This window comes from Acidovorax sp. LjRoot118, assembly GCF_964253575.1.
In the GTDB taxonomy this organism is placed as follows: Bacteria; Pseudomonadota; Gammaproteobacteria; order Burkholderiales; family Burkholderiaceae_C; genus Acidovorax.
This window is the reverse complement of record NZ_CAXURB020000001.1, coordinates 630,796-651,094: the sequence shown is the minus strand read 5'-3', so window position 1 is coordinate 651,094 and position 20,299 is coordinate 630,796. Positions and strand designations below refer to the sequence as shown.

Here is a 20,299-nt window from a genome sequence, read left to right as displayed (position 1 = left end):
CCACCCCGCTCATGCGACGATGCCGAGCAGCACTGCCGACGTGCCCCCGGTGATGACGGCTTTGCAGCCCACTGGCGCCGAGCTGCGCCGGTCGAAACTCACGGCCGGCATGGTCTGATTGGCACGCCACCGGCCGGCGGTTGCCACGCTCACTGCCTGGCCGTCGCTGCCGGCCGTGATGGCCAGGCCCAGCACCGATGCAGCCTGTGGCGCCAGGCGCCCGTGCGCGGCCTGGCCGGTCACAGCGTTATTGCAGAAGGTGAACGCCAGCAGACCGCAAGGCATCAACTCGGCCCACAGACCATAGGCGGATGCCCCGATGCTCAAGAGCGTCAGCGCCGTGGCCTCGGCCGTCAGAGTGCCGTCGTACGCGATGGCAGCGATGCTGCCGGTGCCTGAGTTGTCTTGCGCGTAGAAGATCACCGGGCCCGTCCCAATTCGGTCCACCAGAATGCCTTCGTTCCTGGTCGCAAGGGGCGAGGGAGCGAGCGCCGACAGCATGCGGTTGCCCGTGTTGTCGTACTGCGCCACCAGACCGCCGAATACGGCGATGTAGAACCCCCCGCCAGCCTTGGCCCGCAACATGGTGTTGTTGGCGCCCACGGTCAGGCCGGTGTTGTTGGTGACCGTGGAAAGGAATGTGCCGGCGCTGTCATAGAGCCGCACAGCGGACACGGTGGCGGTGGTCGGGTCCACCAGGGCCACGTTGCCGTTCGACAGCTCAATGGCGTAGTTCTCGCTCAGCCCGGCGTTGAGATTGTTCGTCCCCGTGAAGACGGTGGTGAGCGCGCCCTGCAGCACGCCCGCAGCGTTGTACCGGGCGAACTTGTAGGCAGTGGTCGCTGTGTTGCGGAAGTAGTAGACCCAAAAACCACCGGCCGCCAGCGGCAGCACGCAGAAGAATTGCCCGGCCACTGCAGCTTCAATAGTGGTCTCCGCGCCCTGCAGCACGCCCGAGGCGTTGTACCGCTGGAAGAACACGCCGCCCGCTGCTGCCTTATCGTAGGCCAGGACCATGTCGCCATTGGCCAGCACGGCGGCATTCCAACCGTTCATGACCGCGCTGCCAATGGTGGCAACCGCCGTGGTTGCCTGCACCACGGCGCCCGCGTTGGTGTAGACGGCCATCTTGAGGCCAGCGCTCTCAGTCCAGCACACAGCGAAGTTGCTCGCGTTGAGCTTGATGACCCGGAACGAGCCAATGCTGGCAATCGCCGACACGACGACGGTGGCCACCAGAGCCTTGATCGGCGTGTAGATACGGCACGTCAGCGCGGTGGTGACCGTGGTGCCATCGCCCGTATAAAGGCAAGCCACATTGCCATTTCCCAGCGTGGCCAGGATGCGCGCTGCTGGCGGTGTGCCCCCGTAGTTCGCGGCAGCTACGTGCGCCGTGTGGCCCAGGCCCGCCAGCGCAGTAACACCCGCGCCGGTGTTCTGAACCGCCAAAGACAGGCCGTCCACCGCGCGCCGGCCGGCGCCCGAGGCCTCGACACGCACGTAGTCGCCCGAGCTGACGGCATCGCCCGTGATGGTGACGGCCAGGGGTTCATGCACCGCCGCTGCGGTCATTGTGATGTTGCGTCCCATGGATGCTCCTTATTCCTCGAAACCGAAAGCCACGGCCGACACGCTGGCGGCCGAGGAGTGAACTACCAGGAACTGGCCCGGGCCGACCACGATGGCCGTCCGCTCCAGCACGCCAGCAGTGGGCAGGTAGGCGTCAAACTCCAGCCACTCGCTGCCCGTAGGCGTTGCCGTGGTGGCCAGCGCCAGGCGCACCAGCGCCCCGCCCGCGTTGCGGTTGACCACTGAGACGGTGACGGCCCCGGTTGCGCCCACGGGGTTGTAAAGGGTGGTGTTTGTGTTGGCGACGAGATCCGCCGCGCCCAATCGTCCATTGGCCATGTGTCAGGCTCCTGCGTAGTAGTAAAGCTTGTTGCGGGGGAAGCGCGATGGCGGGCCGCTCACGGCTACCGTCCACTGCGCATAGGTGCCTGCGCCCTCGGTGTAGTTCACAAACACCTCGATCGCGCCGGTGGCGTTGTTGTAGGACTTGATACGCCCGTACATCACCCCGCCGCCCGGCGCGGCAATGGTCACGAACATCCCTGCGCGCAGGTTCTTGCCCGCCTCTACCAGGAATGCCGGATCTCCCAGCGCGATGGTCATGCTGGTGGTGCTGTTGGCCAGCGTGCCTGGCGCGGTCACAGCGGTCAGTGCAGCAGATTCCGCAGCTGCAGCCGCAGCCGTCGCATCCACCGCCTTTGTAGTGGCGGTGCCAGCCGCAACCTTGGCCTGGCCGGCGTTGATGAACGTACCAGACGCGAGGGCGTTCATGCCCGGCCGCAGCGTGTCGCGCTCCCACCCGTTGAACGCCTCATAGGCCGGATCAAACTCCAGCTCTGGCGTGGCAGAGCTTGGCACCGGCGGTCCTTCCGGTACGGCCACCGGGTTGACCAATTCGACTGGATCGCTCATGGCGTCTATTCCCTTTTGTTGATGGTTGCGCGGCCTACACGGGCAGGCCCTGGATATCGAACTTCGCTTTGGATTGGCCGAAGTTTTCGCGGGTGGTAGGCGCGGACGTGAGCAGGCCGAACATCAGGCTTTGCTCATACCCGGGCGCCAGGGTCGGCGTGTAGGCCACACCCTTGCCCAGCAGGCTGCGGAACTGGCTCAGCGCGCTGTCTTCCTGCAGCGCAGCCAGGTCGATCACGCCGCTCATGTCATAGCTGCTGCCGTAGATCAGCACCGAGGTCGCGCCGTTGGTTTCCTGCTTGCTCGCGGTGTAGACCTTGGGGGCGCGGGTCAGGCCGTACTCCACGCCACCAGGCAGGATGCCCGGCAGGTAGCGCAGCTTGCCGATCTCGCACTGGCTCATGGACCGCAGCTGACCGGGAGTGCCCTCGATGCTCACGCGGATCTCGGCGCCGGGGAAGATCGGCAGATCTGTCACCAGCACCCGGTCACGCATGTAGCGCTGGCCATAGGCATAGTCCCAGTAGCCGCGCGCGGGCCGCTTGATCGTGCCTGTTCGCTCTCGCTTGAGCACCTGGCCCGCGCCTACCTTGTCGTACACCTGCACCCGCCACCGCGCGCCCCGCATGCCGAAGATGGCCACGGTGTTGGCATAGCGCTGCAGGGTGCGGTACTCGATGTCAGCCGCGGTGCTCTGCAGGGCGTTGCCCTCATACACCAGCTTCTTGTCTGCCCTCACTACGGGCCCGAAGGGCAGGTAGCGGTCCGTGGACCGCATGTCCTGCCACTTCGTTGGATCATCCTCAGGCGGCGTGTTAACGCCGGCTGCGATGTCTGCAGCAGCCCTGAACACACGGTGCAGAGTGGATCGGATGCGCTCCTGGCCCTTGGTCACGGCCGCGCCGCTGACCCACTCTGTTTCCGTTGCCGATGGCTCTGCCACACTGCCCGCCAGAAAGGTCGCGGCAGTGATGGTGTTGCGCTCTACGTAGTACATGCTTTCCTCAGAACGTTGGTACAGCCGCGAACATCAAGCCGTTGCCGTTTCTCACTGATGCGAGCAGCTCGGCCGTTGCGGTGGACGCCGCACTGCCCTGCCCCACTGCAGCCTGCAGGCTGTCCATCTGCCCTGTGAGGCGCTGCAGCAGCGCCTCCAGTACCGTGGTGTCGCCACCCAGCCCGCCGCGCCCTGGCGCGAACGGGTTGGATGCCGTGGGTATGACGGCCTCGCCCTTCTCCAGCAGCGCGAACCCAGTGCGCGGCACGTAGTTGGTGCCCTTGTGGAAGATGGGCCGGCCCAGTGCCTTTGCCTCTGCCTCCAAGGTCCCCGCCGGCATGCCAAACATCTCGTTGAGCTGGGGCATGGAGTAGCCCTTTCCGTTCAGCGCGTCATAGATGGCATTGGAGGTCGCAGCGCCCGGGTTGGCCGCAATCGCAGCAGCCGCCTCGGCCGCCATGGCCGCCGCGTTGAAGTAGGTGCCATTGCTAGTGAGGCCCGTGCCCTCCTTCTTGTCGAAGATGGCCTGGCCCCCGCCCCGGATCACCTGCGTGTTGATCTGCTGCCGTGTTTTCGCCTCTTGGTTGAACGCCTCCAACACTGCAGCCAGGGCCTCGGCCATGGTCTTGACGCCGCCATTGATGCCGCGCAGTTCATTGATCTGCTCGTGGCCGATCTGGATGTTTTCGTCCAGCTTTTTGAGCTGGGCTTCTGCCTCGGTCAACTGGTCGCCACTGATGTCGGACAGGTCCTTGAGTTCGTTGGCCATCACCAGGCGCGCATAGTCGGCCTCTGCCTGGCTGGCAAAGACTTCCCTGCTCAGCCCGGCATTGGCCCCCGAGATCGCTTCAGCCAGCTCTTTGCCATCGGGCAGCTGCCCGGTGGCCTTCGCTTGCGTCAGCGCCTGCGTGATGAAGTCCTGGCCCTGGCGGCCCTGGAACTTCACGACTGCATCGACCTCGCCGAACAGGGCCTTTGCACCGTTGCTTGCTGCGTCAAAAACGCTGCGCACTGCGGTGATGGTCTCGTTCAGCTTCGTCTTCTCGACGGCCGCCAGGCGCTCATAGTCAGCCATCGCCCGGTCCAAGGCGCCGCTGGCGTTTGCCAGCTCGGTGTCCGTCGCATCGCGCAGGGCCGCCAAGCGGTCGCGCTGCGCTGTGGACGCCGCCTTGAGCCCATCGATGTAGGCCCGGGTGGCAATGTTGGCGTCATACAGCGTCTCGATCTCTTTGCGGCGCACCTCATCCAAGCCGGTGAACTGGGCCATGTACTGGGCCTTTTCCAAGGCCTTGGCACCGGCTTCGTTCCCCTGCACCCGCAGCAGCTCGACCGCCATGCTGTCCTTGGCGGACGTGAGCGAGGCAATCGCACTTTCATACTTCTTGGTCAACTCTTCGGCCGCGTTGCCCAGGTTGTCAGAGGCCTCGGTCGTCTCGGCTGCTGCGTTCAGCGCAAACTGCGGCCGGTACGTGATCGCAGACCCGGCAGACCCCAGCGCGTTGCCGAAGCCCGTGCGGATCTGGTTCAGCAGCGCCGCAAACTGCGGGTCATTGAAGACAGCATTCAACGCCGTAGCCGTGGCCGTGGCGCGTTGAATTACCGCGTCCATGGTGGCCTGGCTCATGATGTCGGTGAGCGCTGCCCCGGTCAACAGCGCATCGACCATGGGCGTAACAATGCCCATGTTGATGATGTCGAAGACCTTGCCGGCCGCCTGCGTGTAGAACGTGTCTTCCAGGGCGGCAACCAAGGTATCTGCCACGGCCATCCCGGCCGCCTTCGCATCCCCGCTCTTGAGGCCATCGGCATACTGCTTAACCAGGTCGTCCCGCGACGTGCCCGCCGCCTGCAGCAGCTGATTGGGGAAGGCGGCAACGTCAGTCAACACCTTCTGCAGCACTTCGTCCACCTTGTCGCCCGAGGTGTCGGCGGCGGCAATGATGCGGTTGGCCCAGGCCGGCAGCTCCGATGCCGCACCCTTGAGCGCATCGACGGTGCCCCGGCTTATCTCGTTCAGGTACTGCTTGTAGCCTTCCTCGCCGTTGGCAAATTCACGCGGTGCCCATTTGCTCTTGCGCGTGGTTTCCCAGTCCACCAGGGACTTGCCGGCCGCGCTCTCGATGCGCAGCGAACCCCATGCACCGTCTTTGCTGATGTCGTCGGCAAACGCGGTGCCTACCTTCACGCCAGCCGCCATGCCGAAGCTCTCGAAGAACACATCCAGCGTGTCGGCAATGTTGTGGGCAATGCCCGTCACGATGCCCTGGACATCCTTGTTGTACTCGCGTGAGTCCCCCATGCCGAAGTTGGCAAGCGTGTAAAGCTCGCGCCCCTCTCGCGCCTGGCCGTTCTGCACGATGGCCCCGGCGCCGGAGTGCATGGTGGATTGAATCCCGAGCTTGCTGGCAATCTTTGCAATCAGCGCCCCGCCTGTAATCACGTTGGCAGTGCGCTCGCTGAAACCCATCTTCACGAACGCATCCGTCAGCTTGTTCAGGTGCGGGAAGATCAGCCCATAGGTCTTCTTGATCGTGCTGTCTTGCAGCCGGTAGCCCTGATCGTAGGCGCTGCCCGAGGCCATCATGCCCATGACGATTGCGCCAATGATGGGCACCATCTTCAAGGCCCCGGCGATCATGCTAGGCGCTGCAGCCCCGGCAGCACCAGACTCTGCAGCCGCAGCAGCCAACGTGCCCGCAGGCAGCGCAGGCGCAGTGCCCGGCGCCATGGCTGCGGCGGCGTTCACCGCTGATGTAGCGCTGGTGCCAAATGCGCCGTTGGTCGCCAGCAACCCATTAAGGCCCGTGCCCGTGGCATTGGCGTACACCGTGCCTGCCACGTTCGCCGTGGACATGCTGCCGCTCAGCCACTGAGAGCCGAGGGTGAAGATGCTCTTGCCGGTGCTGTAAAGGCCGGCCAGGTTGGACGCCATGCCGAGCAAGCCCGACCCACCGCCGGCGGCGCTGCCGCTTGCAGAACCACCCAGCCCGAACAGGCTGTTTATCGCGCTATCGAGCCACACGCGGAATGGCTTTTTCAATGCGTCTTGCAGCACGTCGCGCAGCTTCTTACCGCCAGCTTTGCCGCCTTGGGTGATCGCCGTTTCGATAGCATCGCCCAGGCCCCTGCGCAGGTCCTCGTTGTCGCGCGCCATCTGGTCGTTGAACTTCTTGGAGGCGTCCGCCGACACGGTGCGGTCGTACTTCTCGCCCATCAGCCCATTGCGCTCTTCGAGCAGATCGATCTCTTGCTTGAGTGCGATCTCCTCCCGGGTCTGCGTGCCCGTCACGGCAGAGCGCCGCTCCATTTCGGCCAGGGTTGCCTTCTTGGTGGCAATGGTGATTTCGTTGCGGCGCTGCAGAATGCGCAGCTGCTGCGCTTCAGTCTGGCCGATCATCTCGATCTCGTCGCGCATGGACTGGTTGCTATCCGCCAGCTGGTCCACGGATTGCTCCATGGCCTGCACTTGCTTGGCGCGCTCTTTGCGGATGTCTTCGAGGGTCTGCAGCTCCAGGCGGTGCGCAGCTACCGATTTCTCAGTGGCCAGCATCTCCTGTAGCCTCGTCTCGATCACCGCCTTGCCCGCGATGATCTGGGCGTCCTTGCTGTTTTTGACCTTCAGGTTGACCTCGGCCGCGAGCTTCTCGCCCTCGGTGAGCTTCTCGCCCATGGACAGCTCTTCACGGCCAACCGCAATCCGCTTGTCTATGGTTTCCAGCAGCGCGTCCAGCGGGTTCTTGGCTTCCTTGGCGGCTTTGCCGTTCTTCTCCATCACGTTGGTGAAGTCCAGCTTGGGCTTTGCCGCCTCTGCCTTGGCGCCCATGCCCTCGATGTCGGCCATGCGGCCGCGGATCTTCGCGCCGAATGTGTCTTCTGAGAATGTCTCGACAGCGGACGAACCAAAGTCCATCACGATGTTCTTGGCGCCGAGAATCCCGGACTTGATGGTGTCAAAGGCGCCGCTGTAGTCGCCCATGATGGCCTTCTTGATGCCCTCTGCGACACCGGAAAACAGGGTGCCCGTGGACGCCACATAGGCCGCCAGGCCCTGGCCCAGCGTCTTGAGCACGCGCCAGAGGTACTGGCCCGCATCTGCCACGTAGGTCAGGCCAGTGACGGCGCCCTTTGTCCACTGCGCCACGCTGCCATCGGCCACCAGGCGGCGCACCTCTTCGCGCAGCCCGCCGCTGCCGTTCAGCACTTCCAGGAAGGCCTGCGCTCCCAGGTCCAGCGCGGGGATCATTCCTTGCGCCAGTTCCTTTTTCCAGGCCTCGCCGCTCTTGGTGATGCGGTCCAGGTTGTCATCGAGGTTGGCAGCGGCAGCGGCCTGCTCGGTGGTGGTCTTGGCGGCCAGCTCCTCGACCTCGGCAAGGTCCTTGAAGAAGGGCAGCATCTGCGCGCCTTGCTTGCCAAAGAGCGCCATGGCCACGGCACCCTTTTCGGCGCTGTCCTTGAAACCGCCCATGGCCTTGGCCACGGTCTGCATCTGCTCTTCGGGGCGCTGTTGCTTGAACGTGTCGATGTTGATCTTCAGCGCTTCGAGCGCCTTGCCGGTGCCCTTGCTCTCTTCGGTCGCGCCAGCCAGGTTGGCGGCCAGCTTGTTCATGGCGCCGCCGATGGCTTCGGGGCCCATGTTGTTGTACTTGCCCACCGCCACTAGGCCGGACAGGGCCTCGACGGTGGCGCCGGTCTGCATGGCCAGGTCATCGAGGGCGGCGCCCGTTTCGATGGCGCCCGACAGCAGGCCCTTGAATGCGTTGATGGTGAAGCCCGCAGCCAGGCCGCCAGCGATGGCGCCGGCCGTGGTTGCCAGGCGGGACTTCATGTTGTCGAAGGTGTCCTGGATGCGCTTGGACGCAGCCAGGGCGGCCTGCTCGGACTTGTCCAAACCACCCGTGTACTGGGCGAAGTTCAGGCCCAAATTGACCACCAGCGAGCCAAGTGCAGCCATGGTTATTTCCCTCTTTCTTGCTCGCGCAGTTCGTAGTCAGCCGTCAGCACTGCGCCCTCCATGAGCTGCAGATCCGACAGCAGCGCTCGGCGATGCCGGCGGCGCACATTGGTGTTGATCCAGGCAATGACGCCCGCGTACAGAAAGCCCACCCGGGTGCCGCCCATGCCCGCGTACTGCCACTGCGTGCGCAGGGCCGTGAAGGCATGGACGGTGGGCAGGTTCTCGTCGTAGACGCCGAAGGTGTCGGCATCGCCCGCCGAGGACTCGGCGGCCGCCTCCACCTGGGCGCGCACCCGCTCGATGTCTTCGGGCGGTGCCCCCCAGGCGGCCATGGCATCAAGGATCGATTCGTCAGGATCGAACAGGCCCGGGTCGGGCTCACGGATGCCCGCCCACCAGCGCGCCGCCTCTGTCAGTTTTTTTCTTTGGCGCCGGCGTTGTGGTTGAAATAGACCGTGGCCGTCTCGCGCACGGCGCCAGTCAGCTGCAGGAACGCTTCCAGGTTCTGGTCGTTGAACTCGACGGCCTGGCGGTTCAAGTCCTGCATTTCCCAGCCCACCAGGACTTCGCGGACAACCTCGCCGTACTTGGTGTTCAGCAGGCGCTCGCGCTCGCTGTCGGGCGTGCGCTTGAAGATGCCGGTGAAGGCTTCTTCTTTCCAGCCGCCGGTGGCCATGGCGACATTGACTTTGACTTTGGCCTTGAAGGTTTCGGAGAGGGCAAGGGTGAACATGGTGTGATCAGGATTCAGTGAGGTGAAACGAAAAGAGCCACCGCAGCGGGTGGCTCTAGGGATCGGGCGTAGCCCGGGGTTAGGGGTAGAAGGGTCAGCGGACGATGATCCGCAGCTCGTCGTCTCCGTCCAGGGGCATCAGATCGAACGGCATGGACATCATGGCCACGCTCTGGTCATCCTGCAGCGTGAAGATGCCGCATTGGATCTGGGGAAGGTCCAGCTCCACGATGTTGCCGGCCAAGGTGCCATGTACCAGGCTGGCAGCACCCACGGTGTTCAGCCGCACCACCTCGGCCCAGTTCTTGGTAGTGACCGTTGGCAGCTCCATCGTGATGTTGCCAGTGGGCTTGCGGTCGGCACTGTGCGTGCTGGCGCAGTTGATCAGCTCGCGCCACTCCAGGGTGTTGCCCCAAGTGATGGTGAATGCCGAGGTGCACGCTGCCAGGCCGTGGAAGGTGAAGGTAGGCGTGTTGGTCTTGCCCACCGTCTTGGGCTGCACGAACATGGAGTAATCCACACCCGTAGGCATGGCGCCTTCCGTCGCCACCGTGTAGGTGCCGATGAATTCAAACTTCATGATCGGGATGCCCTTGGCATTGAGCTCGAAGGACACAGTGCCCTTGCAATCCACCATCACGAACTTGGTTCCGTCCAAGTAGCTGTACAGGGTGAGCAGCGGCTCACCGCCACTGACAGGCTCATACACCACATCAGTGCCCACGGTGATGGTCTCGGCAAAGCCGCAGGCCCGCAGCAGCGGCCCCCAGGCCGGGACATCGCCAGGGGTGCCGCTGCCGGCCAGCTCGACCTCGCACGTGAGCTTGCGGTGCTCGCCCACGAACAGCTTTCCGCTGTTGCCCTTGTACGGGCGGATCAGGTTGCGCTCTACCTGCTCGCCGCTGATGGGCTCGGGCATGAGGGCGCGGCACAGGATGGCGTTGGTGGCCGCCACGGGTGCGGCGTCTACCCCGGCGCTCAGCTGGATCGCGGCCAGCAGCAGCATCTTTTTCATGGACTTGGCCATGGTGGTCCTTTCAGTTCAAGGTTTCAGGTGGCCGCTGCTGCTTATGCTGCGGCGGTGCTGTCTTCGCCCGGTGCCTGGTCGGCCTCGGGCTTGACGGGGGTGCGCTCGCCCGTCGCGGGGTCGCGCGTGTAGGTGCCGCCCTTGCCCGTGAACTGGTCGCGCGGGCGCGGCGGCGTGGGCAGGTGGTGGGCAGGCTTCGCAGGCTTCTGTGCATACGTGTGCACAGGGGTTGGGGTGGTGGACGCGGGCGCAGCTGCGCCAGCCTCCGCCTTGTCAGCGGTGGTCTGTTTGGCCATATGGCTCTCCAAGGGGTTGAGGTCAGTAACGCGGTGTGCGCAGGCGCACGGTGAGGTAGCGGCCATAAATGGCCGGGTCGGGCTCATAGTCAGAGTCGCCCGAGTCGTCTTCAAACTGGAAGTGCTCCAGGCCTTCCAGCACGGCACGCAGGGGGCCGCCACCATCGACGGGCAGCAGCACGTCCAGCTCTTCGAGGGTGCGGGCCAGCACCACCAGGTTGACGTCGTGCGCGGTGTAGCCACCGCCCATGCACCACGCATCCTCTGGCTTGCTGTCCACGTCGAAGATCAGGGCCGGCCAGGTCGGATCAGGCGGCAGCTCCACTGCCCAGGTGTTGCCGAGCACCGGCACCAGGGCAGCGGTAAGGATTTCGTGAATGGTCATTTGGTGCCGGCCTTGTCCAGTTCCTTCTGCAGGCGGGTGCCCATGGCGTCTATTGCCTCCTCCCGCCCGTCTTCCAGCGCCGGGCCGATGGCCGGCGTACCCTGCCGCCTGGCCGTATCGAACTCCAGGAAGCGCCAGTAAAAGGGATCGTCTTCGTAGCGCTTCACGATGCGGCCCTTTTCCACGCCCAGCTTGCCCTTGGTCTTTTGCTTCTTGGTGAGGTTGCGGCCGTGGCGCACACCCAGCGCGTAGGCCACCGTGCCCGGCAGACTTTGCGGCTCGCGCTTGATCACGATGTTTTTCAGGTACGCCCCGGTGCGCACCAGGCCGGCCTGCTGCACGTTGGCCTTGGCCTTGCGCTTGATCACCCCACCGCCAGCCACCACCATGGCGCGGCCGGTGCGTTGCTCCATGCCCTCTTTCAGGGCCTTGAAGTTCTTGGACAGCTCGCCGAGGCCGAGGATCTCTTCTTTAGCCATCGTTTACCCCCGTGTCGCAGGTCAGTACCATCCAGCCGCGATAGTCGGCCAGGGGCTTGACGTGCTCGATGTTGAAGACCTGGCCCTTGTGGCGTACCCGCATCTTGGGGGTGATGTCGCCCCGCTCGCGCAGCACGAACTCCACCCGGGCCACGGCCACCTGACCTCCGGCGCTGGATGCGGCGCGCTCATTGCCACTGAGGTCCCGGCGTTGTGCCCAGGGCTGGGAATGCGGGGTCCAGTCCTTTTGCACGCCGCCCGAGGCGCCGCGCGTGATGTTGACCGCCTCCACCTGGATGCGGGTATCGAGCTGCTGGGACTGCATGTCAGGCCCCCTGGTTTCGGTGTGGTCTCAGCATGTCTTTAGCCGCCTTCGTTTTGCTCTCGCGATCCGCCAGGCTGTTGTTGCCCATCAGGGCATCTGCCCAGAGGAGTTGCGCGGCAATCATGTCCGCCGTTACCTCGATGCCCTTGGGATCATTTGCGGCCGCGAGGCTTACGGCATCGGGGTACAGCTTGCCGTCCAGGTACTTGAGCGTAGCGGCGTGGGCCTGGTCCAGTGCGTTCTGCAGATCGGCGGACAGGCCGTCATCGATGCGCAGCCGCAGCAGCGCCATCGCCAGGGAGGGTTTGATTTCCATGTGGGTCTTTCAGGTCGCTGTGCAATGCGCACTGCCAGGCAGTGCACATCACGCGGCGGGCTGTCAATCTGCCGGGGGTTGCTGCTCTGACTGTCCGGCGCCGCCGGCACCAGGGCCTGCAGGGTTGTCGGGGCCGCTGGCCGGCTTCGTCTCGGCAGGGCCGGCCGGCTTCGTTTCGTTCGGCCCAGGGGGAGGCTTGGGCGCGGTCTTCCCGGCCTGTCGCCTGGGCTTCGTATCGGTCGGCTCGGCGACCATGCCGTGGCGCTTGTAGTGGTCCAGCGTGGCCTTGTCCAGGCCATCAGGCACAGGATCACCGGGCTGCAGCACCACGCCATCGCGCAGAAAAGGTTTCGCTACTTGCATTGCAATCTCCAGATGTGGCAACGCCAGCCGGGCAAGGGCTGGCGTTGGGAGGGGTCAACGATCAGGGTGCGGGGAATGCACCGGCCACGATGGCCTGCGGGCGCTCGACGGTGAGGGCAATGCGCTCTTCACAGAGCATGGCCACCATGTTCTTGATGAAGAAATCAGCATGCTGCTCAGCGATGCGCACCGACACTTCTTCGCGGTCGTACACCGTCGCGGCGAAGGCGGAACCGGCCACGAAGTTGTTGCTTGCCACGTTGAAGCTTTCCACCACCGTCTTGCCCCAGATCCGCGGTGCAGCGCCATCGGTGGGCGTTCCGAAGATGTAGGCGCCGTCCGTGGTCTTCATCATCTGGATGGTGGCCCAGTCTTCCAGGCTCAGCACCGCGAAAGTGGCGGGGTATTGGGCCTTGGCAACTTGCAGGAATGCCCAGCGCAGGTAGTCGATCTTCGTGTACGCCGGCGCGCCCGAGACAATGGCCGGCATGCCCGTGGTGGCGAACGCCGTAGCCTGAGGGATCAGGCCGAGCAGGTTGCCGTTGGTGCCGTCGCCGAGCAGCAGCTGCAGGTCTTCCTTGAGCTTGAGGCCATAGCGCAGGCGACCGTCCACCAGCCCCTGCAGCTGGGGCACATCGGACAGCACTTGGCGAGAGATAGGAATCCAGTGCGCGATGGTTTCGACCGGCGTGGACTTCTTCTCGAAGGTGATGGCCGATTCAGCCTTGGCAGCGCCTTCACCGTTTTGCGATGCGGCGTTGTTGGTGAAGAGCTTTTCACGCACCCACTCGATGGAGCTGCTCGACACCGACACAGCCGCGAACAGGTCGCGCACAGTCAGAGGGATCTCGGGGCCCATGATCACGCCGGGCAGGCGCTCCGGCACGATCAGCGTGCCCGCGCTGGCGGCGCCGCCGGTCAGGTTGGCCTTGGCGTACAGGGGGCCGTCCATCGTGCACAGCTCCACGGTGCCGCCGCGATAGTTCTTTGCGGCGTCCGATGCGGCGACCAACTGGCCCAGGCTCTTGCGCTGGTCCGTACGGCCCAGCATGTTGGTGGCCGTCTTGGCCAGCTCGGCCACTTCGGCGTTGACCTTCTCCAGGGCCTTCTCGACGTTGTCCACCTTGGTGACCGCGTCTTGGTAGGCGGCCTTGGTGGTGGCGTCAACGCCGGTGGCCTTCATTTCTTCGTGGATCTTGCTGACCCGGCCATCCAGCTCGGTGTGCGCCTTGCGTACCTGCTCGATTGTTTCCTTGGCGGCCTTGGCCGTGTCGGTCAGCTGTTCGATCATCTTCTTCATGTCGCCCCCCACTTCGCCCGTGAGGGCCATGGGGATGCCACCGCCTGCAGCCAGGCCGGCCAGCATCTCGGGTGGAATCAGGGGCGCGCCGAAGGCGCTGGAGACGGCCGCAACGGCCAGCATGGCCATGAGGCCGTAGGTGAGGTACTTTCGAGTGTGTTGCATGTTTCAGTTCCAGTTGAATGCGTGCGTGAGGTTCTTGAGCTCGTCTGCCAGCGTCTCGCTGTTTGGGGCATCGTCTCGATGTCCCAACGACTTGAAGCCACCAGACGCCAAGGCTTTGGCCTCGCGCTGGCTGTATCCGAGGCCACGCAGCTGCGCCTCGAAATCTCGGGTTGTTGCGGCCTTGACGGAATCCACCAAGGCCTCGGGGTTCATGCCGAACGGCACGAGGGAGAATTCCCACAGCTCGGCGGCGCTGATGATTCGGATGTACTCGCCATCGCGCTCTTCCCAGGTGGAGCCGCCCTCCAGGATGTTGAAGCCGACCGACAGGCCATCGAGCACGCCGGTCTTCATCAGCTCATAGGCATCCTTGACGTAGCTGACGCCAAGCGTGAGCTGGCCTTCCACAAGCAGCCCGTGCGCGTCCTGCGAGAAGCTGGACTTGCCGGCCAGCTTGCGTAGGTCGTGATTCATGGCGATTCGCACCTGGCCATCGCGTGTGGTCTTCACCGCCTGGAAAGCACCAGGCAGGATGACGTCCCCGCCGAGGTCCACGTTGTTGAACACGGCGGCGTAGCCGGTAAAGCTGCCGTCCGCCTTCGCTTCCTTGATCGTGATGGGTGCAATGACGCGGTCCATTAGGTGCCTCCAGTCTTGTTTCGGGTGAGGATCTCGCCCAGCAGGTCGCTGGGCGCCATGTTGAGCGGCACATGCAGGTCATCGGCACCGGCGCGCGTGTCCATGTTCTCGCGCTGCCGGATCTCGTTCTGGCTCATGGCGCCGGCCTGGCGCAGCTTCAGGTAGAAATCGCCGCGCTGCGAGCTGTCGCCGCGCAGCAGGCCGTTTACGTCGAACTCGAAGTACATGCCTGCAGCGCGCTCGGCCGCAGTAAGCAGACAGCTGTTCAGGGCCGACTCGATGCGCACCAGGTAGGACAGCAGCGTGTAGTCCAGAAAGTGCTTGTTGGCCTGCTCGGTGTTGGCGTAGCTGGCCTTGTCCATCTCCATCAGCATGTGCAGGGGCACGCGGTAGATGCGGGCCGTCTCGGCTATCTGGAACTTGCGGGCCTCAATGAACTGGGCTTCGTTGTTCGGCGTGCTGATGGCCTGGTATTCCGTCTCGCCATCGAGCACCGGCAGCTCGCCGCTGTCGCGTGAGTCCTGCAGGTATTTGGCAAAGCCGGCCCGGATCTGGTCGCGGGTCTTCTCGCCGAACTCTGCCTTGGTCTTCAGGATGCCCTGCGGCCTGCCGCCACTGCCGAAGAACTCGGCTGCGTACTTCTCCAGGGCCACGGTCAACGCCATGCTGTTGCCGTGCAGCTGGTGGGGCGCGTAGCCTTCCAGCGTGCCCACGCCACCGAAGCCACGGATCGGCAGGACGTCCTCGCGCCGCTTGGCGATGCGCTGGCCGTTGCGGTCGGTGAGCCAGTAGATCACCCGGCCATCGGTCCCGATCTCGGGCTGTACGCGGGACTTGTGCACGGGCTGGATGCTGATGATCCGACCCGTGGACTCGAAGCGCGTTACCGGGTTGTAGGCCTGGCCCATGGTGGCGATGGACACCACCATGGACTCTTTCCACTCTGGCGCCGTGAGGTAGTCGCACGGTTGGTCGTGCACCAGCGCGTAGCGGTGGTCGTTCACCGCGCGCTCGCGCCCGTTGGCGGTGGTGCGGTAAAGGCGCAGCGGCAGGGTGCCCACCGTCTCGGCGATCAGCCTGATGGCCGAGAAGGCGGTGGAGATCTGCAGCTGGGTGCCGTCGCCCACGTTGACCTTGGCCCAGGTTGGCCCAACACCGCCCATTACCTGCCAGCCTTTGGGATCTGCCAGCGACAGATCCGCCCCTTTCAAGGCCATGCGCAAGAGTGCGCGTTGAAAGATATTCATTGCTTTGCGAAGCTTTCCCAGTAGTTTTTGGCGCTGTCCTCTTCCTCTTCTCCCTCGGGCGCAATGGCGCGGCCCAGGGCCATGGCAATGGCCACCATGCCGTCGATCTTTTGCGTGGACTTCGCGCGGTCGAACTTGATGTTTTCGGCTGCGTCTTTCGTCGCCACCGTGTTGCTGGCCATCCAGCGCAGGACCTTGTGGCCGCCATGCGCGAGCTGGTGCGACATGTACAGGCGCTCCAGCTCCTTGCACGGGGCGGACATGCTGCCGTAGCCCTGGCCGAAACCAACCATCAAGGCGCCATCGTTCTGCAGGTTGGTCACCAGCTGCGAGGCGTTGAAGCGGTCAAAGGCTATCTGCTGCACGTCGTACAGCTCACGGTCAGCGTTGATGTCGCGCTGGATGAACTCATAGTCCGTGACGTTGCCAGGCGTGACGGTGATCAGGCCCAGCTCTATCCAGTGGTCCACGGGCAGGCGCTGCTTGTCGCGCATGCGCTTCACAGCAGCCTCGGGCAGGTAGAGCTTCAACAGCACCTGCCACAGTTCGCCAGCCTGCTCGGGCGGGAACACCCAGGCCAGCGCGCAGAAGTCGCTGACCGAGGCCAGGTCCAGCCCCCCGAAACACTTGCGCTTGACCAGTGCAGACGTGTGCACAGGGGTTGCGCACTGGTCCCAATGATCCAGATCGCACCAGCCCTCAGAGGCTTCCGTCCACTTGCAGAAGTTCAGGCGCAGCACCATGTTGCGCTTGCTCGGCAGATCCTTGCCCTCACGGACTTGCTCGCGCAGGTACTGCAGGGTGAGCGAGACGCCCAGGTTTGGATTCGCTTTGATGAAAACCGACTCGTCTTCGTACGGGTCTTCGCCCTTGTCCAGGGCGGCAACGTAGGCAAACCATGAGTCGTTATCGATCACTCCCAGTAGCACCTTCGTGCTGTAGTCGTGGTGCTCAAAGCAGACCGTGGTCTGGTCGTATCCGCTGTTGGTGATCTCGAAGATCAGGGCCCGCGTGCGCCCCTTGGTGCCGGCGCGCATCTTCTCCACCACGGTGGCGGTGGGGTGTTCGTGCAGCTCATCCACGATGACAACGTGCGGCCGCTTGCCATCGAGGCCCCGGCCCTCTGCCGACACCACGCGGAAGAAGCTGCTGGTGGCCAGGTAGGCGATGTTGTTGATGCCGACCTGCAGACGATTCGCCAGGGGCGCGCACTTCAGGACGAACTCTTTAGCGTCGTTGAAGCAAATGCCCGCCTGGTCGCGCGAAGTCGCGGCCGAGTAGACCTCGGCGCCGGCCTCCCCATCGGCCACCAGGGCGTACAGCGCGACGGCCGCAGCCAGCGGCGTCTTGCCGTTGCCCTTGCCGATCTCGACATAGGCGATGCGAAATCGCCGCTGGCCATCGGTGGTGTACCAGCCGAACAGTGAGCCCACCACGAACTTCTGCCAGGCCGACAGCCTGAAGCGCTGGCCGGCGGTCGCGCCTTGGTAGTGGCGCAGGCATTCGATGAACTGGATAACGTGGTCTGCACGTTCCTGGCGCCAGACCAGGCCGCGCTCGTGCCCAGACGCAAGGTCCGACAGGTGCCGCTTTGCGGCCAGGCGCACCCACGGGCCGGCGACGATGTCGCCCGCCTGCACGCGCAGCGCGTAGTCTGTAACTGGATCGTGCACCACCGTGTCGGTGGTGCCCACGGCTATCGTCCGCCTGGCAGGCCGTTGCCCGCAGCCAGGAAGCCTTCCATGGGATCGTCGGGCACGCCCGGCAGCGCCATCTGCTGGCCGGTGGTGGACTGAATCCGCGAAGCGGGGGTAAGTCCGAATTCCTTGGCAAAGCGCAGCATGCGGTCCAGTGAGCGATCACGTGCCTGCGCCAGCGCGGCTACTTGCTTGTAGCCACTGGGCGTCACGTCCACCAGGGCGTCGGCCCCGTCCTTGACCATGAGCTGCTTTACCTTTGCCTCCAGCACGGCCCACTCGCCCCAGGCCTGGCAGTAGGCAGCGAGCGCAGCGCGGTCCAGTTCGGTCACCAGGCCGGCGGTGACCAGGTGCGGGGTGATCCGGTTCCACTCAGTCCGGGCGGCAGCACCAAGGTGCATCGGGCAGGTCGGCACCTGGATGGGGATGCGGATGGTTTCTTGATCGAGCGCGGCTGCGCCCTTCTTGCTCGGGTCACCGCGCAGGCGGTGCACGTTCGCGGGCAATGCATTTCGTCCCATGTTTCTCTCCTGTTGCTTGGGGGGGATACCCCCCCTCCCTGATTTCCCGGCCGCACGGAAAAGACTGGGCAGTCGTTTTCCGGTGAGTGCGGGTCAGGACTTTCTGACCCCCCCTCCCCCTCTGGCGCGTTGCTGCCCGCGCTCACGCTCAGCCTTGCTCTTGGCGTCGTGGCATTCACGGCAAAGGCCCTGCGTGTTGGACTCGATGTCCTTGCCGCCCTCTTCGAGCGACACGATGTGATCGCGCTGGGTTGCTAGGGTCACCACCCCAGCCCGGCGGCACTCAGCGCACAGCGGATCGCGGCCGAACAGCTCAGAGCGAAGCCGCTGCAGCTTGCGGCCGGTGATCCGCTTTGCAGCGGTGACGGGCTTCACCCATGCCTTCTTTGGATGCTTCGCGCAACGGCCAGAGCCATCGCGTACCAACGCCCCACATCCTGGTTGAGTACATGGGCTGGGTGCTGCAAACGGCATAGAAGTTTCAAGAATATGATGCTGCGCACCAACAGGAGAATAGATGGACAGCACTCAGATCACCAAATTGATCGCAGACATCATTGACCAGAAGATTCTCTACAACGGGTATGCCTACGCCTTGTTAGGTGGCATAACTCTGCTCAACGTTGCAGCCGTGGCTTTCTTCACGAACTACTTCAAGAGACGTGGGGAGACATTGGCACTTAAGGCCGATTTGAATGAGCTGACACGGCAAGTCGCAATCACTACGAAGGCGACCGAAGAAGTCAAGTCTGCGATTGCTCAATCCGACTGGGCGGCGCGAGAGTGGAATTCAATCCAGCGAATCAAGTTAGAGGAATATCTGACAGCTGCATATTCAATGGGAGATTCGCTCGACAGATATCGCGGCAAATATCTTTTTGACAAGGATGCCGAGCCCGACGCAACACACGCAGGAAAACTGAAGATGCTCTCAGCTCTCTATTTCCCACATCTGCAGCATGTCACCATTCAAGCCTTCATTGCCCACACCACAAGCGTCCAGTCGATCATGGCCACCTCGGTTGCGATAGGAAGCATTTCGCCGCCAGACCGTTCCAAGAAGCAAAGTGTGATGAATGACTATCAACAGACTTGGAAACTTGAGGCGCTACAGAACGACCTCGCACTGCACAACCTCGAAGCCGCAGCTGCTCAAGAAATGCAGAGGCTGTCAGCAGGGCCAGCTAAAAACTCTGCCAAGCGCACCGCTTGACGGGGTTCGCTGCACCGTGTGCAGCGGTTGGAAGCGCAACAACCACACGGTGCCCGAAATTTACCCCAACTCTCTAGCCCGTAAAACTCATCTTTCGCTCCTCGGCCGCCTTCGCAACCCGGCGCCGCTCCTGCTCAGCCACCCACTCCTCCAGCCAGGCCGCAATGGCCTGGTCCGCCTGGTCCAGATGCGAGTGCACCGTGGCCACGGACTTCCCAATACGCCGCGCCGTCTCGTTCACCCCAAGGTCCCGCAGATAAATCCAGTCCAGCGTTACGAACAGGTGCCCCTTGCCCACCTTCAGCGACTCCACCGCCTGGTCAGTCAGTGCCGCCTCTTCCTCAAAGTGCGGTATCACCGCCCCGTTGTAGCTGCCCCTGCTCCACACATCCACCGCAAGCACGCTGCGGGTGTGGAACCCCAAGCCCGCATCGTTCTGCCGCGCCTTCCACAGGGCCCAGTTGTCCAGCCGCTTCTTGATCCGCTCAAGCCTGGCCATATCGCTTCACCTCATCGGCTGTCATGGGCCAGATGCACACGTGTGCACAGCCAAAGAACACAAGGAACTCGGCCAGCTGGTGCATGCGCGGGTCACCCCTGCCGAACACCGTGCCCACCACGTGCCCGCCCTCCAGCGCATAGAAGCATCCCGCCTGCCCAGCCAGGCCACGCCGCACCAGGCTGTACGCCTCATCGCCCATGTCCACCGCCTTGGCCTGGATCGCCTTGTACACGTTGGGCATGCGGGTCTTGATGGTGTCCAGCCCCTTCACGACCGATGGCAGCTCATTCAAAGCCTGTTGCCCTGCCGCCCCTGCTGCGGACTGGTTGACTGTCCTACTGTCCATACTGTCCATCCTTTTCTATAGAGATCATGGGTAGTGGTGGATGCCTGCGCGTAGGCGCACGTGCCTGTGCCCCTGCCTGCGCCCGCTCGCACCGTAAGAACGCGGGGCCCCTGCTCACAGCACCAGGGCAATGCAGCGGCCTCAACCCCCAAAACCGGGGGATGTAGGTAGCTGGTGGTGTCCATGCATTTGCGTGGACACCATGGACACATGGACACCTACGACATGGGCGCATGGCAGGCCATCCCCGTCACTGCACCGCAGGCCGGGCGCGGTGCGCTCCTGGCCATCACCGTGGCGCGAATCACGCCTC

The 20,299-nt window shown here is 64.0% G+C and carries 23 protein-coding genes; 1 reads left to right on the top strand and 22 read right to left on the bottom strand.

The genetic code is table 11. The features are described from left to right. Nucleotides 1-9 precede the first annotated feature (9 nt). The 20 genes from ACSQ9E_RS03095 to ACSQ9E_RS03000 all read right to left on the bottom strand — a co-directional run bounded on the left by ACSQ9E_RS03095 (nucleotide 10) and on the right by ACSQ9E_RS03000 (nucleotide 18,300). A complete protein-coding gene (locus tag ACSQ9E_RS03095; protein ID WP_436216886.1) occupies nucleotides 10-1,590 on the bottom strand; it encodes a hypothetical protein in 1,581 nt (526 codons plus the stop codon). A gap of 9 nt (nucleotides 1,591-1,599) precedes the next feature. After that, nucleotides 1,600-1,908 (bottom strand): hypothetical protein, encoded by a 309-nt coding sequence (locus tag ACSQ9E_RS03090; RefSeq protein ID WP_436216885.1) that lies wholly within the window; start codon nucleotides 1,906-1,908, stop codon nucleotides 1,600-1,602. Nucleotides 1,909-1,911: 3 nt separating this feature from the next. Next, entirely contained in the window at nucleotides 1,912-2,481 is a 570-nt protein-coding gene (locus ACSQ9E_RS03085) for a hypothetical protein (protein ID WP_436216884.1), read from the bottom strand. Nucleotides 2,482-2,515: 34 nt separating this feature from the next. Further along, a complete protein-coding gene (locus tag ACSQ9E_RS03080) occupies nucleotides 2,516-3,478 on the bottom strand; it encodes a hypothetical protein (protein WP_436216883.1) in 963 nt (320 codons plus the stop codon). A gap of 7 nt (nucleotides 3,479-3,485) precedes the next feature. After that, nucleotides 3,486-8,429, bottom strand: coding sequence for a hypothetical protein (locus tag ACSQ9E_RS03075; protein ID WP_436216882.1), 4,944 nt, complete (start codon nucleotides 8,427-8,429; stop codon nucleotides 3,486-3,488). Between the two features lie 2 nt (nucleotides 8,430-8,431). Further along, nucleotides 8,432-8,764 carry a DUF1799 domain-containing protein gene (locus ACSQ9E_RS03070; protein WP_436216881.1) on the bottom strand — a complete coding sequence of 111 codons (333 nt, stop codon included), beginning with the start codon at nucleotides 8,762-8,764 and terminating at the stop codon, nucleotides 8,432-8,434. An 80-nt stretch (nucleotides 8,765-8,844) separates the two neighbouring features. Next, complete coding sequence (locus tag ACSQ9E_RS03065; RefSeq protein ID WP_436216880.1) at nucleotides 8,845-9,165, bottom strand: hypothetical protein; 321 nt, start codon at nucleotides 9,163-9,165, stop codon at nucleotides 8,845-8,847. A 94-nt stretch (nucleotides 9,166-9,259) separates the two neighbouring features. Then, entirely contained in the window at nucleotides 9,260-10,192 is a 933-nt protein-coding gene (locus ACSQ9E_RS03060) for a phage tail tube protein (protein ID WP_436216879.1), read from the bottom strand. A gap of 41 nt (nucleotides 10,193-10,233) precedes the next feature. Further along, the gene (locus ACSQ9E_RS03055) at nucleotides 10,234-10,488 is read right to left on the bottom strand and encodes a hypothetical protein (protein ID WP_436216878.1); all 255 of its coding nucleotides are present in this window, start codon (nucleotides 10,486-10,488) and stop codon (nucleotides 10,234-10,236) included. Nucleotides 10,489-10,510: 22 nt separating this feature from the next. Further along, entirely contained in the window at nucleotides 10,511-10,873 is a 363-nt protein-coding gene (locus ACSQ9E_RS03050) for a hypothetical protein (RefSeq protein WP_436216877.1), read from the bottom strand. After that, on the bottom strand, nucleotides 10,870-11,352 hold the full coding sequence (locus ACSQ9E_RS03045; protein ID WP_436216876.1) for an HK97-gp10 family putative phage morphogenesis protein: 483 nt from the start codon (nucleotides 11,350-11,352) through the stop codon (nucleotides 10,870-10,872). The genes ACSQ9E_RS03050 and ACSQ9E_RS03045 overlap by 4 nt, the downstream gene beginning before the upstream one ends. Beyond that, nucleotides 11,345-11,677 carry a phage head closure protein gene (locus ACSQ9E_RS03040; RefSeq protein ID WP_436216875.1) on the bottom strand — a complete coding sequence of 111 codons (333 nt, stop codon included), beginning with the start codon at nucleotides 11,675-11,677 and terminating at the stop codon, nucleotides 11,345-11,347. The genes ACSQ9E_RS03045 and ACSQ9E_RS03040 overlap by 8 nt, the downstream gene beginning before the upstream one ends. A gap of 1 nt (nucleotide 11,678) precedes the next feature. Continuing rightward, nucleotides 11,679-11,993, bottom strand: a complete 315-nt coding sequence (locus tag ACSQ9E_RS03035) for a hypothetical protein (RefSeq protein ID WP_436216874.1) — start codon at nucleotides 11,991-11,993, stop codon at nucleotides 11,679-11,681. A 63-nt stretch (nucleotides 11,994-12,056) separates the two neighbouring features. Next, on the bottom strand, nucleotides 12,057-12,356 hold the full coding sequence (locus ACSQ9E_RS03030) for a hypothetical protein (RefSeq protein WP_436216873.1): 300 nt from the start codon (nucleotides 12,354-12,356) through the stop codon (nucleotides 12,057-12,059). A 61-nt stretch (nucleotides 12,357-12,417) separates the two neighbouring features. Next, the gene (locus ACSQ9E_RS03025; RefSeq protein WP_436216872.1) at nucleotides 12,418-13,821 is read right to left on the bottom strand and encodes a phage major capsid protein; all 1,404 of its coding nucleotides are present in this window, start codon (nucleotides 13,819-13,821) and stop codon (nucleotides 12,418-12,420) included. Between the two features lie 3 nt (nucleotides 13,822-13,824). Beyond that, the gene (locus tag ACSQ9E_RS03020) at nucleotides 13,825-14,460 is read right to left on the bottom strand and encodes an HK97 family phage prohead protease (RefSeq protein WP_436216871.1); all 636 of its coding nucleotides are present in this window, start codon (nucleotides 14,458-14,460) and stop codon (nucleotides 13,825-13,827) included. Then, nucleotides 14,460-15,707: a phage portal protein gene (locus ACSQ9E_RS03015; RefSeq protein WP_436216870.1), complete on the bottom strand. Its 1,248-nt coding sequence runs from the start codon at nucleotides 15,705-15,707 to the stop codon at nucleotides 14,460-14,462. Before ACSQ9E_RS03015 ends, ACSQ9E_RS03020 begins: the two co-directional genes overlap by 1 nt. Beyond that, nucleotides 15,704-17,401 carry a terminase large subunit gene (locus tag ACSQ9E_RS03010; protein ID WP_436216869.1) on the bottom strand — a complete coding sequence of 566 codons (1,698 nt, stop codon included), beginning with the start codon at nucleotides 17,399-17,401 and terminating at the stop codon, nucleotides 15,704-15,706. Before ACSQ9E_RS03010 ends, ACSQ9E_RS03015 begins: the two co-directional genes overlap by 4 nt. 2 nt (nucleotides 17,402-17,403) lie before the next feature. Further along, nucleotides 17,404-17,925, bottom strand: a complete 522-nt coding sequence (locus ACSQ9E_RS03005; RefSeq protein WP_436216868.1) for a phage terminase small subunit P27 family — start codon at nucleotides 17,923-17,925, stop codon at nucleotides 17,404-17,406. Nucleotides 17,926-18,018: 93 nt separating this feature from the next. Beyond that, nucleotides 18,019-18,300 carry an HNH endonuclease gene (locus ACSQ9E_RS03000; protein WP_436216867.1) on the bottom strand — a complete coding sequence of 94 codons (282 nt, stop codon included), beginning with the start codon at nucleotides 18,298-18,300 and terminating at the stop codon, nucleotides 18,019-18,021. A gap of 142 nt (nucleotides 18,301-18,442) precedes the next feature. Here ACSQ9E_RS03000 and ACSQ9E_RS02995 point away from each other — a divergent pair, with 142 nt between their 5' ends. Further along, nucleotides 18,443-19,138, top strand: coding sequence for a hypothetical protein (locus tag ACSQ9E_RS02995; protein WP_436216866.1), 696 nt, complete (start codon nucleotides 18,443-18,445; stop codon nucleotides 19,136-19,138). 73 nt (nucleotides 19,139-19,211) lie between these two features. Here the strand turns inward: ACSQ9E_RS02995 and ACSQ9E_RS02990 are convergent, their stop codons facing one another. Then, nucleotides 19,212-19,637: a hypothetical protein gene (locus ACSQ9E_RS02990; protein ID WP_436216865.1), complete on the bottom strand. Its 426-nt coding sequence runs from the start codon at nucleotides 19,635-19,637 to the stop codon at nucleotides 19,212-19,214. Then, a complete protein-coding gene (locus ACSQ9E_RS02985; protein ID WP_436216864.1) occupies nucleotides 19,624-19,986 on the bottom strand; it encodes a hypothetical protein in 363 nt (120 codons plus the stop codon). Before ACSQ9E_RS02985 ends, ACSQ9E_RS02990 begins: the two co-directional genes overlap by 14 nt. Between the last annotated feature and the right edge of the window lie 313 nt (nucleotides 19,987-20,299).